This window comes from Verrucomicrobiia bacterium (genome assembly GCA_019634625.1).
Classification (GTDB): Bacteria; Verrucomicrobiota; Verrucomicrobiia; order Limisphaerales; family CAIMTB01; genus CAIMTB01.
In genome coordinates this window covers 28,388-43,504 of record JAHCBA010000050.1, presented here as the reverse complement: position 1 = coordinate 43,504, position 15,117 = coordinate 28,388, and the positions used below count along the sequence as shown (strand labels likewise).

The 15,117-nt window shown below is 66.5% G+C and carries 12 protein-coding genes; 8 read left to right on the top strand and 4 right to left on the bottom strand.

Annotated features, from left to right (window positions below; translation table 11 throughout):
• Positions 1 to 372: 372 nt before the first annotated feature.
• Entirely contained in the window at positions 373 to 1,317 is a 945-nt protein-coding gene (locus KF833_21410; GenBank protein MBX3747873.1) for a sugar phosphate isomerase/epimerase, read from the top strand.
• Between the two features lie 151 nt (positions 1,318 to 1,468).
• Here the strand turns inward: KF833_21410 and KF833_21405 are convergent, their stop codons facing one another.
• On the bottom strand, positions 1,469 to 1,705 hold the full coding sequence (locus KF833_21405) for a hypothetical protein (GenBank protein ID MBX3747872.1): 237 nt from the start codon (positions 1,703 to 1,705) through the stop codon (positions 1,469 to 1,471).
• 117 nt (positions 1,706 to 1,822) lie between these two features.
• Here KF833_21405 and KF833_21400 point away from each other — a divergent pair, with 117 nt between their 5' ends.
• From KF833_21400 to bioA, 4 genes are all read left to right on the top strand, one after another.
• Positions 1,823 to 2,557 carry a YebC/PmpR family DNA-binding transcriptional regulator gene (locus KF833_21400; GenBank protein ID MBX3747871.1) on the top strand — a complete coding sequence of 245 codons (735 nt, stop codon included), beginning with the start codon at positions 1,823 to 1,825 and terminating at the stop codon, positions 2,555 to 2,557.
• 17 nt (positions 2,558 to 2,574) lie between these two features.
• Positions 2,575 to 5,292, top strand: coding sequence for an MMPL family transporter (locus tag KF833_21395; protein ID MBX3747870.1), 2,718 nt, complete (start codon positions 2,575 to 2,577; stop codon positions 5,290 to 5,292).
• A 160-nt stretch (positions 5,293 to 5,452) separates the two neighbouring features.
• Positions 5,453 to 6,664, top strand: coding sequence for an 8-amino-7-oxononanoate synthase (locus KF833_21390; protein MBX3747869.1), 1,212 nt, complete (start codon positions 5,453 to 5,455; stop codon positions 6,662 to 6,664).
• 12 nt (positions 6,665 to 6,676) lie between these two features.
• Positions 6,677 to 8,170 (top strand): adenosylmethionine--8-amino-7-oxononanoate transaminase, encoded by a 1,494-nt coding sequence (gene bioA, locus KF833_21385; protein MBX3747868.1) that lies wholly within the window; start codon positions 6,677 to 6,679, stop codon positions 8,168 to 8,170.
• A 290-nt stretch (positions 8,171 to 8,460) separates the two neighbouring features.
• On the opposite strand, the gene KF833_21380 is transcribed toward bioA, so the two are convergent.
• Positions 8,461 to 9,240 (bottom strand): carbon-nitrogen family hydrolase, encoded by a 780-nt coding sequence (locus KF833_21380; protein MBX3747867.1) that lies wholly within the window; start codon positions 9,238 to 9,240, stop codon positions 8,461 to 8,463.
• Between the two features lie 331 nt (positions 9,241 to 9,571).
• On the opposite strand from KF833_21380, the gene zwf reads away from it, so the two are divergent.
• Positions 9,572 to 11,119 carry a glucose-6-phosphate dehydrogenase gene (gene zwf, locus KF833_21375; protein ID MBX3747866.1) on the top strand — a complete coding sequence of 516 codons (1,548 nt, stop codon included), beginning with the start codon at positions 9,572 to 9,574 and terminating at the stop codon, positions 11,117 to 11,119.
• A gap of 35 nt (positions 11,120 to 11,154) precedes the next feature.
• Complete coding sequence (gene pgl, locus KF833_21370) at positions 11,155 to 11,916, top strand: 6-phosphogluconolactonase (protein MBX3747865.1); 762 nt, start codon at positions 11,155 to 11,157, stop codon at positions 11,914 to 11,916.
• A gap of 7 nt (positions 11,917 to 11,923) precedes the next feature.
• Here pgl and KF833_21365 read toward each other — a convergent pair whose 3' ends face one another.
• Positions 11,924 to 13,528, bottom strand: coding sequence for a hypothetical protein (locus KF833_21365; protein MBX3747864.1), 1,605 nt, complete (start codon positions 13,526 to 13,528; stop codon positions 11,924 to 11,926).
• A 400-nt stretch (positions 13,529 to 13,928) separates the two neighbouring features.
• Entirely contained in the window at positions 13,929 to 14,090 is a 162-nt protein-coding gene (locus KF833_21360) for a type II toxin-antitoxin system Phd/YefM family antitoxin (protein MBX3747863.1), read from the bottom strand.
• A 177-nt stretch (positions 14,091 to 14,267) separates the two neighbouring features.
• On the opposite strand from KF833_21360, the gene KF833_21355 reads away from it, so the two are divergent.
• Positions 14,268 to 15,101, top strand: a complete 834-nt coding sequence (locus KF833_21355) for a phosphate ABC transporter substrate-binding protein (protein ID MBX3747862.1) — start codon at positions 14,268 to 14,270, stop codon at positions 15,099 to 15,101.
• Positions 15,102 to 15,117 lie beyond the last annotated feature (16 nt).

Genomic DNA, 15,117 nt, shown 5'->3' with positions numbered 1-15,117 from the left:
CTAAAGCACCCACTCGAGCACCTCCCCAAATGCGCCAGCCATGCCGTGCAACCCAAGTCCGGGCCGTCTGCGTGCTGGCACCCATGGCGTCGAGGTTCCCTCTCGCATCGGCTACGAGCACCCTTCATCATCTGACCTCATTCCCAACCTGCCGATCCTTCACGGACACGCACGGACGCCACCTTGGCGCGATTGATGGCGCACCTGCTTTTCCCATTGGCGATGGGCTGCCGCCTTGGTCTAGTCGGCCTCATCCCACAGGAGACCATGAACACTGAAACCACTCCTTCCAAACGGTTGAGCACAACCGCCCAACCCGTCTCCCGCCGCACCGCGCTCCAGGCCACCCTTGGCTCGGTCGCTCTCTCCGCCATGGCGTTCGAACCCGTCCGCGCAACCGCCGCCGCGACGCCGTCCGCGCCAGACGCCCGCCGCGGCGCCATACGCCGCTATCCGATGCGCAAGTCGATCAACCTCTGGGCCTTCCCCTACCCTGATCGTATGAATCTCAGGGAATGCCTGCAACTGGCCAGGGACGCCGGCTTTGAGGGCATCGAACTCAACTACGACCTGGAGAACGATCTCTCCCCCAAGTCCGGCACCCGCGAATACACGGCTATCCGGCGGATGGCAGACGATATTGGCATCGAGATCAGCGGCCTTTGCTCGTTTCTATTCTGGCCCTATCCCCTGACCAGCAACGACGTCACCAAACGCCAGCGCGGCCTCGAACTCGCCGGCAAGATCGCCCAAGCCGCCCACGACCTCGGCGTGGAAGACGTCCTCGTCGTCCCCGGCGCCGTCCACATCCCGTGGCGTGACGACCATGAACCCGTCCCCAATGATGTCTGCGACCGGCGCGCCCGCGAGGCTGTAGGCCACCTCGTCCGTCAGGCCGAACGCCTCCGTGTCTCGCTCAACATCGAGAACATCTTCTTCAACGGGTACCTCATGACCCCCATGGAGATGAACGCCTTCGTGGACAGCTTCGGCAGCGACCGGGTGCGCGTCCATTTCGACACCGGAAACATCGCTCTGTTCCAGTTCCCAGAGCACTGGATCCCCATCCTCGGTGCCCGCACCAAGAACATCCACCTCAAGGAATTCACCAAGAAAGGCACCGACCACTCCCTCGAGACCTTTCGGCCCCTCCTGGACGGCACCACCAACTGGCCCGCTGTGACCGAGTCGCTCGACCAGGTCGGCTATCGCGGATTCCTCACCTTCGAATACTTCCACCCCTACGCGCACTATCCGGAAGCCCTCATCCACCAGACCTCCGACTCCCTGGACCGAATCTTGGGACGCAAGAGCTGAACCCACACCCAACGCTCCACGAACCAGCCCCTGCCCCGCCCGGCCGGTGCCAAAATGCCGGCAGATCCCCGCCCCCACCGCAGTGGATCAGGGCCCTGGATCAGGGCCCTGGATCAGGGCCCTGGATCAGCGCACCTGGAATCCGTGCCCATCAGTGCCCGTGCGGCACCCCGTGGGAATGCCCATGCCCATGGTGAGCAACGTGATCCTTGTCCGCCTCGCTCTGCAACCGCTCAACGTCTTCCGGGTCTTCATCCCGCACATTGTCGAGCCAGCGCCGCAGCCAGAAGATGAACGCCACCGGGAGGCTGGCCGCGAACACGCAGATCACCAGCATTTCGAAGGTGGGTAGAAAGATCCCGAAAAGTGCTAGGAACACCATGCTCATGTCGTCACCGACCTCTTCCATGCCCCGACCGCTGCCTGCGAAGCAAGCCATCTTCGTTCCAACACCCGTCGTTGCACCGCCTCCCTTCGGTGCGGCACACTCGTCCCCGCTCCGCTTATGGCTGGTCATAGCAAATGGGCAAAGGTCAAACACTTCAAAGGCGCCATCGACGCCAAACGCGCGCGCATCTTCGCCAAACTGAGCCGTGAACTCACCGTGGCGGCCCGGTTGGGCGGCGGGGACCCGGAGATGAACCCGCGCCTCCGCATGGTCCTCCTCAAGGCCCGCGCCGCCAACATGCCCTCCGACAACACCGATCGGGCCATTCGCCGCGGCGTCGGCGGCGACGATGCAGCCCACTACGAGGACCTGACCTACGAGATCTTCGGCCCGGGCGGCGTCGCCATCCTCGCCGAAATCAGTACCGACAATCGCAACCGTACCGCCGCGGAAATCCGCAGCCTCCTCACCAAGAACGGCGGGTCCATCGCCACCGCCGGTTCCGTCACCCGCCTCTTCCAGCGTCGGGGTCAGATCTTCATCGCCCGGGACACGGTCAACGAAGACCGCCTCATGGAAGTCGCCGTCGAAGCCGGCGCCGACGATTTCCGGGCCGACCAGGAAGGCTTCGAAATCCTGACCGATCCCGCCCGGCTCGAAACGGTCGTCAAGACCCTCGAAACAGCCGGCTTCCCCAGCGCCTCAGCCGAAATCGCATTCCTGCCCCTCGTCCATGCCACCGTGGAAGACGCAGCCCATGCCGCCGCGGCAGCCCGCCTCCTCGACCTCCTCGAAGACCACGATGATGTGAAGGCCGTCCACGCCAACGCCGACCTTCCGGCAACCGTCTGATCCGGGCTCCGCCAGCCATGGATGCCCCCGGTTCAACCTTCAGCGTGAGAACCCTTCAGCGGGTAGCCCATCTCGTCCTCCATCACCCGAGTTGGTTCCTGTGGCCCCAGGTCGCCCTGGCTGCCCTTTGCGTCTTCTACACCGTCCACAACCTCGAGTTCTCGACCAGCCGCAGCGATCTCGTTAGCGAGGAACTCCGCTACCACCGCATCTACCTCGAGTTCAAACGCGAGTTCGCCGTCGAGGACGACATCGTCGCCCTGGTCGAAAGCGAAACCCCGGAAAAGAACCGTCAGTTCATCGAACGCCTCGGCGCCCGCGTCGAGGCGGAACCCGGGCTCTTCACCGATGTGTTCTTTCGCGGCGACCTTCCCATGCTCGGGCCCAAGGCCCTCCTCTTTCTCGACGAACCCCAACTGATCGAACTCCGCCAGACTCTCGGCGACTACCGCCCCTTCCTTCAGCGCCTCTCCGGCGCCACCAACCTCCATTCCCTCTTCCAGGTCATCAACCGGCAGTTCCGTTCCGCCCAACGGACGCCGGACGGCGACAACGAATCGCTCCTCGGCGCACTCCCCGCCCTCGAACGGATCGTCACGCAGGCCCGTGAAAGCCTGTCGCGCCCCGGCACCCCGCCCTCCCCCGGAGTCACTGCCCTCTTCGGAGGCGGACCCGAGGCCGAACGCCGCTCCTACCTGACCTTTGATGACGGGCGCATCTACCTCCTCTCCCTCCGGCCCGCCCACGAGGACCTCACCGGCGCCGCCATCCGCCGCCTGCGCGAACTGGTCCACGAAACACGCCTCGAAGTCCCCGGTGTCAACGCCGACATCACCGGCGGGTCGGTGCTCGAACAGGACGAAATGCGCCAGGCCCAGGCCGACACAATCCGCGCCACCCTCGTCGCGCTGGTGCTCATCGGTCTGGTCTTCATCTACGGCTACCACGAGACAGGCCGCCCCCTCAAAGCCATGCTCTGCCTGCTCGTCGGGCTGTGCTACAGCATGGGCTACACCACCCTCACCGTCGGACGCCTCAACATCCTCACCATCACCTTCGCCCCCATGCTGGTCGGCATGGCCATCGACTTCGGCGTCCACCTCATCACCCGCTACGAGGAGGAACTCCGCCATGGCGTCCTCCGCCAGCTCGCCCTCCGCAAGGCGATGATCAACACCGGTCAGGGAATCTTCTCAGGCGCCCTCACCACCGCCGGCGCCTTCTTCGCCATGGCCCTCACCGACTTCGCCGGCGTGCGCGAAATGGGCATCATCACCGGCGGCGGCCTGCTCGTCTGCCTGATCCCCATGATGACCATGCTGCCCGTCCTGCTCCTGAAGGGACGCCAGAACGTCATCGATCGCGGTCGCGGCGACGCCGAACCCTCCCTGCGCGAACGCCTCGAACTCGGCTGGATCCGGCGTCCACGCCTCGTCACCTTCATCGGTCTCGGCGTCAGCCTGCTCTGCCTCACCCAGCTCCCCCGCGTCCGCTTCGACTACGACCTGCGCAACCTCCAGAGCCGGGGCCTCCCCGCGGTCGTCTTCGAAAAGAAGCTCATGAACTCGACCCCGCGCTCCGTCCTGTTCGCCGCGGTCGTCGCCTCCAATGCCCCCCACGCCGTTCACATCGAATCCGCCCTGACCAACCTCCTCACTGTCGCTGAGATCGATTCCATCGCCCCCCTGATCGCCCGGGACCAGGACGCCAAGCTCGCCCTCATCGCCGCCCTCCGGGAAGACCTCGCCCCGCTCCGCTTCCCAATCCCGTCCGGCCTGCCGCCCAATCTCACCGAACTCGGTCAGACCCTCACCTTTCTCCAGGCCTACCTCGGTCAGGCCGCCCAGGCCCTCGAAGAGGAACCCGACCAGACCCACCTCCTTCACCAACTCCGATCCCTGCGCGCCGAACTCGGCCACCTGCGCACGGCCATCTCCCATGGCGACCGTCAACGCACCGCCGCCAAACTCGCCGCCTTCGAAACCGCCTTCTTCGACGACCTCCGCTCCACCTTCGAAACCCTCCGCAACCAGGACGCCTCCGCCCCCCTCCGCATCGAAGACCTCCCCGCCCCCATCCGCCACCGGTTTGTGGGTCAGTCGGGCAAGTTCATGCTCCAGGTCTATCCCACCCTCGACATCTGGGTCCGGTCCAACCAGGCCGCCTTCATCGGCGAACTCCGCGAATCCTTCCCCGAAGTCACCGGCACGCCCGTCCAGCTCTTCGAATACACCAACCTCCTCAAGCAGAGTTACCAGGAAGCCGCCCTCTTCGCCCTCGCCGCCATGGCCGTCCTCGTCTTCCTCCAGTTCCGATCCCTCTCCGCCGTCCTCCTCGCCCACGTCCCCGTCCTTTGCTCCGCCATCTGGCTCACCGGCCTCATGGGCCTCTTCGGTGTCCCCTTCAATCCCGCCAACATCATGACCCTCCCCCTCGTCGTCGGTATCGGCGTCACCTACGGCGTCCACATCCTCACCCGCTTCGCCGAGGAACAGAACCCCGCCATCCTCGCCCGCAGCACCGGCAAAGCCGTCCTCGTCTCGGGCCTCACCACCGTCGCCGGCTTCGCCAGCCTCATGCTGGCCCGCCACCAGGGCATCGTCAGCCTCGGCTTCGTCATGTCCTTCGGAGTCGTCGCCGCCATGCTCGCCGGACTCATCTCCCTCCCCGCCCTCCTCGTCCTCCTCCGCCCGGGCCCCCACCCGGCCGCCAAAAAAGAAACCCAGCGACACTAATGCACCAGTGCCGCTGGGCGGGAGGAACCCAAGGCGTTACCGCCTCTGCCGCTTCCCGTAAGCCCTATCCCCGAACCCGTCAATGGCTTTACTGTCACCCATGAACCAACATCCCAACGCCCCACCTTTTCATCCCCGAGGTTAACCATAACGCCCGACCGTGCCCCTCGCCGATTCCCTCCGTGACCGCCTGGCCGACCTCGATCGCCGCCATCTCCGGCGCTCCCTTCAGCCGGTCGAACCGTCTGTCGGACCCCGCCTCGTGATCGACGGCCGCTCCCTCCTCTCGTTCGCCTCCAACGATTACCTCGGCCTCGCCCGTCATCCACGCCTTCAAGCCGCCGCCCTCGATGCCACCCGCCGCTTCGGGGCCGGCTCCACCGCCTCACGCCTGATCTGCGGATCCCTCGCACCGCATCATCATCTGGAAGACGCCTTGGCCGCCTTCAAACAATCCGAATCCGCCCTCGCCTTCTCCAGCGGCTATGCCACCGCCCTCGGTGTCGTTCCCGCCCTCGTCGGGCCCGGCGATTGTGTCGTCCTTGACCGCCTCGCCCACGCCTGCCTCGTCGATGCCGCCCGCCTCAGCGGTGCCCGGTTGCGTGTGTTCCGACACAACGATCCCGACGACCTCCGGCGCATTCTCCAGTGGACCCGGTCCCTGCCTCCCGCTCCCGGCGGTCGCCCCGCCCAGGTCCTCATCCTCACCGAAAGCGTCTTCTCCATGGATGGCGATGTCGCGCCGTTGCCGGACCTCGTCGGGATCAAGGACGAATTCGACGCCTGGCTGCTCCTGGATGAGGCCCATGCCACCGGCACGGCCGGCCCCGGCCTCCGCGGATGGGCCGACGCTCTCGGCCTGTCCCATCGCATCGACATCCCCATGGGCACCCTCGGCAAAGCCCTGGGCGCCGCCGGCGGATACGTCGCCGGTCCTGCCATCCTTCGCGAATACCTCGTCAGTCGCGCCCGCAGCCTGCTCTTCTCCACCGCCCCACCTCCCGCCGCCGCCGCCGCCGCCACCGCCGCTCTGGAGATTGTCGCTTCCACGGAAGGCCCCCGCCTGGCCGCCTGCCTGACCCGCTGCATCGACGCCCTCCACGCCGGGCTGGCGGCCGACGGTTGGACCCTCCCGCCGCCCCGTACCCCCATCCTCCCGTTGACCGTAGGCGACGAAGCCGGGGCAGTCCGACTCTCCCGGGCTCTGCGCGAGGAAGGCTGCCTTGTTCCCGCCATCCGCTACCCCACCGTGGCCCGCGGACAGGCGCGCCTGCGCCTAACCGCCGGCGCCCTGCACGGCCCGGAGGAGGTCGCCACCCTGCTGGCCGCCCTCCGTCGCGCCCTCGATCGCACCGGAATCCGGCCGCGATAATCCCCCGCTCCCATGCATCCCCTTGCCCAGCTCGACTTGAAGCATGTCTGGCACCCGTTCACCCAGATGCGGGACTGGCTCAGCGAGGAACCCCTGGTCATTGTTTCCGGCCGCGGCGCCACCCTTCGCGACGCCCACGGCCGCACCTACCTCGACGCCAACGCCTCGATCTGGACCAACCTCCACGGGCATCGCCACCCCGCCCTCGACCGCGCCCTCCGCCGTCAACTCGCCCGTATCGCCCATTGCTCTGCCCTCGGACTCGCCAACGAACCCGCCTCCCTCCTCGCCGCGGAATTGGTCCGTGTCGCCAACCCCGCCCGGCTCCGATCCCCCGCCGCCCCCGTCCCAAATCCCATCCTCGAACGGGTGTTCTACTCCGACGACGGCTCCACCGCCCTCGAAGTCGCACTCAAGCAGGCCTGGGAATTCGCCCGGCGCACCCGCGGCCATCGCCGACCCCGATTCCTGTCCCTGCAGGGCGCCTACCACGGCGACACCCTCGGAGCCGTGGCCCTTGGCCACATCGACCGCTTCCACGCCGCCTTCGGAGGCATGCTTTACCGCACGGACGCCGTCATGGCCCCGTACTGTTACCGCTGCCCCTATAACCGGGCCCGGCCCGAACGCGCCGACGCCCGCACCTACCGCGTCTGCCAGTGGGAATGCGTCTCCCGCATCGAGCAGGCCTGTCACCGCGCCACCCGCCAGAACCGCCCCTATGCCGCCTTCGCCTTCGAACCCCTCCTCCAGGGCGCCGCCGGCATGATTCCGCAACCCGACGGCTGGCTGGCCCGTGCCGCCCAGGTCGTACGCGGCCACGGCGCCCTCCTCATTGCCGACGAGGTCTTCACCGCCTTCGGCCGCACCACCGCCGCCACCCGCCCCCCCCGCTCCCCGCAACCCCACCTCTTCGCCTGTCATCGCGAATCCGTGCAGCCTGACTTCCTGTGCCTCGCCAAAGGCCTCTCCGGCGGCTACCTCCCCCTGGCCGCCACCCTGACCACGGGCCCGGTCTTCGAGGCTTTCCTTGGTGAGTACTCGGAATTCAAGACCTTCTTCCACGGACACAGCTTCACCGGCAACCCCCTCGGCGCTGCCGTCGCCCTGGAGAGCCTCCACCTCCTCCAGCATCCTGACGGCCTCCGCCAGCGCGCCAACCTCGAGACCGCCCTGACCCGCCTCCTGCCTCCCCTCTGGCACCTTCCTTCCGTCGGCGACGTCCGCCAGGTCGGCCTGGTCGCCGCCGTCGAACTGGTCCGCGACTGGCCCACCCGCACCCCCTTCCACCCGCACGAACGGGTTGGACTGCGCGTCTGCCAGGCCATGCGCCAACGCGGCGTCCTCACCCGGCCCATCGGCGATGTCGTCGTCGTCATGCCGCCCTACTGCACCACCCCCACCCAACTCCGTCGCATGATCCACGCCCTCATCGAGGCCATCGACGAGGTGGTTCCCGGGAATGACGAAGCGCCGATTTCGAGCCGCACACGGACCGCTCAATGAACGAAACTGAGGGCAAATCGCGAATCGGGATAATGCGACCAACACCCAATTGTTGACTCCATTATTATTATTTTGTTGCCCCCCGTGACTTGGTCATCCCCGTAATAATAATACGACCGACACCCAATTGTTGACTGAATCAACAAAGAGACCGGCATATTACTGTTGACCCCATCCCCCCACGCAGTGGCCAAATGGGATTTCAAGGGAGGCCGGCAGGATCGCGCCGTCCGCAACTTAACGCCTGACCTAATATTTTTGCAGCCCTGTCCCTCCGTCCACCTTCGACCTCAAGCCGCCACCCGCCGATCCTCCAGGAATGGAAGTTTCTCCCGGTACTCCCGCAGCCGCCCCAAATCCAACGTCGCCTCAATCACACCCTCCACGCTGCCGGCATCCACCACCACCTCCCCCCAGGGATCCACCACCACCGAGTGGCCCGGATACCGATGCGCCGGATCCTCCCCGGTCCGGTTGACCCCCACCACGTACGCCTGGTGCTCGATCGCCCGGGCCCGCAGCAGCGTCATCCAGTGCTCGATCCTTCGCTCCGGCCAGCTCGCGATGACCGTGAGCAGTTCCGGACGCCGATCCACCACCGCTCCGAAAACCTCGGGGAAGCGCAGATCGTAACAGATGAATGGCGCCACCCCCAGCCCACGCCACTCGAACACCACCGCCTCCCCGCCCGCTGGGTAGTGGCGGGGTTCGTCTCCCGGCGAGAAAGGACGCCGCTTCCGATATGTCGCCACCGTCCGCCCAGCCGGACTCACCACCACCGCCTCATTGCCCGCCACCCCCTGCGCATCGCGCCGGGCCCACCCCGCCACCAACCATACGCCCCAAGCCCGCGCCCGGTCCCAGGCCCATCGCTCGGTCTCCCCCCCGGGCTCCTCCGAAATGCCCTCCGCGTTCATGCTGAACCCGGTCGAAAACATCTCCGGCAGAACCACCAGAGTCTCCGGTTCGGGCCGCCGCCCTTCCAGCAACCGCTCCACCCGCGCCCGGTTCGCCTCCGGGCTCTCCCACGCGAGATCCCACTGCACCCCCAACACTTTCAGTCCGCTCATCCCCCGCACCCTCTCCATCCCCTCCCGAACTGCAAGCCTTCAACCTCCAGCACCCGCCCCTCCCCAACGAGCCACCCGTGCATCCCGAAGTTGTGGGGACAGGTGCGAATTTCGCGAAGCGTCGCCTCGGAGGGCCGAGTTCCACGAGGCCGCAGCGGAGTGGTGCAATGGATTGAGGAGTCGCGGAGCTCGTCCCTCCGATCCGCTGCCTCCTCACCCACAACGCCGGGATGCACCGACTAGCCACCCCGAAACTCACCCACGAAACTCACCCACGGTTGCCTCGCCCCGCCGCCTTGAGGCACGCTCGCCGCCCGTGAGCGATCCGTCGATGCTGGACGAGTTGTTGGTGTGCCGTCTCGACAGCGGCCGCCGCCAGTTGGAGCCCTGCACCATTGTCATCTTCGGCGCCAGCGGCGACCTCACCGCCCGCAAACTGGTCCCTGCCCTCTACCACCTCTTCCTCGGCCGGCAGATGCCCATGCCGTTTCGCATCGTGGGCTTCGCCCGCCGCCCCAAGACGGATGCGGAATGGCGCGACGAACTGCGTGCGGCCCTCGATCGCTTTTCCCGGACCCGTCCCGTCGAGGACGCGGTATGGGCCGACTTCGCCGCCAACCTCCACTACTGCCAGGGCGAGTTCCACGAACTCCCCGCCTACGTCCGGCTGCGCAACCTCCTCAAGGGCTTTGGCGATCCGGCCCTCGCGCACAATGTCCTCTTCTACCTCGCCACCTCCCCCACCCAGTTCGCCGATGTCGTCGAACGCCTCTCCGCCAGCGCCCTGATCGACCGTTCCGAATCGGCCTCTGGCTGGCGTCGCGTGGTCATTGAGAAACCCTTCGGCACCGACCTCTCCTCGGCCCGCGATCTCAACGCCCAGCTCACCCGTCACGCCCACGAGTCCCAGCTCTTCCGCATTGACCATTACCTCGGCAAGGAAACCGTCCAGAACCTCCTCATGTTCCGGTTCTCCAACGCCATCTTCGAACGCCTCTGGTCCCGCGATTCCATCGAGCACGTCCAGATCACCGTCAGCGAAAAACCCGGCGTCGGTTCCCGCGGCGGCTACTACGAGGAAGCCGGTGCCCTGCGGGACATGGTCCAAAACCACCTTCTCCAGGTCCTCGCGCTGACCGCCATGGAACCGCCCGTCTCCCTCGACGCCGAATCCATCCGCGACGAAAAGGTCAAGCTGCTCCGCGCCCTCCGCGTCTGGGATCCCGACCAGGTCCGCAACCACGTCGTCCGCGGCCAGTACGCCGCCGGCGAATCCGCCGGCCAAACCCTCCCCGCCTATCGCGAGGAGCTCAAAGTTGCCCCGGACTCCGCCGTCGAAACTTACGTCGCCCTCCGCGTTCTCATCGATAACTGGCGCTGGTCCGGCGTCCCTTTCTACCTGCGCACCGGCAAGAACCTGCCCCTCAGCGCCAGCGAAATCCGCGTCCAGTTCCGCCCCACCCCGCACGTCCTCTTCGCCGCCCAGTGCGGACCCCGTCTCGACGCCAATTCCCTCACCCTCCGCCTCCAGCCCGACGAGGGCATCACCCTCCGCTTCAACGGCAAGGTCCCCGGGACCTCCATGCAGATCCGCCCCGTCCGGATGCACTTCAGCTATGACGCCGAGTTCGGTGCCTACACCCCCGAGGCCTACGAACGTCTCCTCCTCGAAGCCATGGCCGGTGACGCCACGCTCTTCATCCGCCGCGACGAACTCGAAACCGCCTGGGCCTTCGTCGATGCCATCCGCGACGGCTGGCGCGATCGTCCCCTCGAACCCGGCCACTTCTATCCCGCCCAATCCTGGGGTCCCCCGGCCGCCGATGAACTCCTCGCCCGCTACGGCCACGCCTGGCGCCATCCCCAACCTCCCGCCTGAACCCGGCCCGCACCGCCCCTTCCACCCGACTCTCCATGAAACCCGGCGACGCACTCCCGCCCAATCCGGATGTCTGGATCATCGCCTGCCGCGATGACCGCCATGCCGCCTCCGAAGCCGCCCGCACCCTCCTCGATGCCTTCGTCCTCGACGGCGAACGCGACTTCGCCCTCGCCCTCTCCGGCGGACGCATCGCCCCCATCCTCGGCTCCGAACTCGCCCGCCAGGCCGAACTCCGCAACACCCCCTTCGCCGAGGCCGACTTCTTCTGGGCCGACGAACGGTGCGTCCGTCCCGACCATCCCGAAAGCAACTACCGCGTCGCCAAAACCTCCCTCCTCGACCGCCTCGCCGTCGCTCCCGCCCGCATCCACCGCCTCCTCGGGGAACTCCCGCCAGACCAGGCCGTCATCCGCGCCAACGCCGATTGGGCCCAGTGGGCCGAGCGCCGCGGTCCCCAACGCGAAGTCCTCGATTGCGTCCTCCTCGGCGTCGGCGAAGACGGCCACGTCGCCTCCCTCTTCCCCGACAATCTCCCCAGTGACCTGGTCTCCACGCTGCCCTTCCATTCGGTCGTCGGACCCAAGCCGCCCCCTCAGCGGCTCACCCTCGGCTACCCCATGCTGTGGAACGCCCGCCGCGTCATCGTCCTCGCCACCGGCGATGGCAAGGCAGCCGTCGTCCGCGACAGCCTCGCCGGTCGCCTCGAATCTCCCCTCGCCCGCGTCCTCCACGGCCGGATCGGCAAACCCACCGTGGTGATCACCCACGCCCCGCCGGCAACGCATCGCCCCTGACTCCCCCCTACCGCACTGCGCCTCCCAGGTGTTCATGGAGCCGCGCCAGCACCGACAGCGATTCCCGATGCACGATCGGGGCCACCTCGGAACCCCCCGAGTTGACCTCCCCATACGGCGCCTCGTCGCGCCCATACGTGTAGGGCGCCCGCGTGTCCCATTGGGTCCGCGGAATGATGTAGCCCACCTCGTCATTGGCCAGATTCAGCACCCAGTTCATCGCCCCACGCATCTGCGGCCGTAGTGGCGGCACCTCCACCGGCTCCCCGGGGTAGTCGCCCCCTTCCGGAGACTCCACCCCGCCATCCACAATCTCCGGGTAGATCTCACCCGGAATGCACAACACCTCAATTTCTCCCAATCGCATCGCCGCCACCTCGGTCCGCGCCTTGCCGCCGTACCACCCCGGATGAATCAGGCCCAGCATGATCGGGATCCGGAAGGTCCCCTCGATGGGAATGAAAATCGTCCGCGCCGCCACGCCAATCCGGTGGTCCTCCATCCGCCGCGCCGCCGGACCCCGCAGCAGCGCCGCCGCCCGCAATGCTACATTCTCCCCCAAAGCCCGCGTCTTCCCCACCCCATCCTGTCGGTGCACATCCTGCCCGTTCCGGTCCGGCACCTCCAACCCCAGCGGCGTCATTAATCCCCCCACCGGCCCTTGCAGGAACACGCAGGTCCCCCCGAATCCTTCCATGCCATGCTCCCCCTCCAGTCCGTTCTCCATCGCCTCCCGCAGATAATGCGGAAAATCCGAGCTGATCAGCGGGTTCTTGCTGCCCATCGCCTCGGGATGGTTGCCCCACGACACCGCCGTCGCCACCGTTTCCCCGCCATCCAGCCTGGCAAACCGAGCCACCCCCAGCACCCGGTCGTACACCAGCGGCTCCCGTGAATCCCGCACGAACCCTTCCGGCTCCAAATCCCCGACCGCCACCGTCACCTCCACCGGCTCCAGACCCGCCACCGCCTCGATCACCGCCTCCCGCGCCTCGCCCATCACCCGCTCCACATACCCTTCGTCGAAGCGCGATGGAAACGGACGATGACTCCATATCCCCATGGTGTCCGGACTGTTATGAGTGTGCGTCGCCGTGAAGGCCACGTAACGCAACTCCGGCAATCGTTCCGCCAGCTCCAGCCGGGTCTTGATGAACCGCTCGTGCGTCAGGCCCACCACGTCGATCGAGACCAGCGCCACCACGGTCCCCCGATGCCGGAACGCCAGCGCCCGCACCCACAACGGATCGTTCACCCCCTGCGCCGGACGGTTGATGTGGAACCCGCCCAGCCAGACGAAATCAAACCTCCCGTTCCCGTTCCGATCCTCCCAAGTGTCCCCCTTCTCCGGCTCGAACCGGCTGTTCCCGTCCACGTCCACCCACGAATCGTACTGGTCCAGATCCGGGGTGATGTCCCGCATCGCCACCCCCACCTCGAATCCTTCACTCCGTGTCTCCGGCCCCCCGGACACAAACGCTGTGTCCACCCGGTACTCCCGAAACGGACCCTGCATCCGCCACCGCACCCAGAGAAACACCCCGATCGCCACCAGCACGAAAAAGCTCCCCCCCCGGACCAGCCACCGATGCCTTCGGATGCACGCGATCATGCCCGGCAGCGTGCGCCCATCCACCCCCCCGGCCAATCGGGAATCACCGGACCGAAAGCATTCCGTTCCGTCAACAGTACAACGCCTGCCTTACTATTATCGTCAACGGTATTGCGCCTGACGCATTAATTATTTTAGCCGAGTCAACAATTAAATTAACGTCAACAGTATAGCGCCTGACCTACTATTTTATCTCGAAATTGGACTTCTTGAGCCGCTATCCGAGTCAACAAATAAGACTTTATGTAGTCTGGCCCTTATCTTGCCCCTCACTCACGATCCGCCAAAAGCGACCCCACGATATCTCCTCCGTCCCTGGCTTCCGGCCAGGGCATGGCCACAAGCGCCTTCGGGTCGAGCCGATGCCGCGCCGGGCGAAGCAATCCCCGGCGCACGCAGATCACCCCTGCCAAAGCAACCCCTCCACCGATCCAGCCTCAACCGGTTCCAGCCGGGCAACTGGCTGCTGCCGATCCATGATCAGAATCGTCTCTCCCTCCCGAACGCGGGCCAGTATCTCGCTCAAGTGATTTCGCGTGTAGGTCGCATTGGCTTTATCCATGACGCCATATCGTACAGGTCGATCCACACCGTCAATTCGACCGCTCGGACCCGGATTCAACCCTCGGACTTTCCTGTTGCCACTGGCCTGGTGACATGCGCTTCTTGGCATGTGTTTTGCCCATGGCCTTCAGCAGCCGCGCTTCCTCGCCTCTGCCCGGTCGCCAGCCCATGCCTCCTGCTGACGCTCCTGCTGACCTTCCTTCCGACTCCCCGTGGACTTGGATCTGAAGTGCTCCGCGTCAACGGTTCCACCACAGTCAATCTGCCCGTCGCCGAGGCGGCCGAGATCCTCCGCCGGGAACGCGGCCTGCGCATCGTCATCGACACCCAGGGCGGGAGCGCCGGCGGGATCGCCCTGCTCGGTGACGGACGTGCGCATGTCGGCATGTCTTCCAAACCGCTCACCGACACCGATCGCACCCGGTTCCCGCAGGTGCGCTTCCATGAAACGGTGATCGGCGTGGATGCCGTCGCCCTGGTGGTCTCGCGCGACGTCTGGGACGGCGGCGTTCGAAGCCTGACCCGCGATCAGGCGCGCGGCATCTACGAGGGCACCTTTCGCAACTGGGACCTCTTGGGAGGCCCCGACCGCCGCATCGCCTTCTTCAACAAGGAACCCGGCCGCGGCACCTGGGAGATCTTCGTGCACTGGCTTTACGGCGATGCCCGCCACGCGCCTCCCGTCAGTTTCCCCGAGGTCGGCGGCAACGAAGAGGCCCGTGCCAAGGTCGCCTCCACCCGCGGCGCCATCGCCCCGCTCTCCGCCTCCTGGACCGACAACGCCACAACCTTCGCCCTCGGCCTCCGCCTCGAACCCGACACCGTCGTGCATCCTACACCCGCGGATCTCACTGCCGGCCGCTACCCGCTCAGCCGCTCCCTCTACCTCCTCACCGATGGCGAGCCGTCAGGCGCCGCCCGCGAACTCGTCGATCTGCTCCTCAGCGACCGCGGCCAGGCCATCGTCCGCCGACACGGTTATCAACCGGCGCCCCCGCCCGCTCCCTGACCCATGCGCCGCCCCT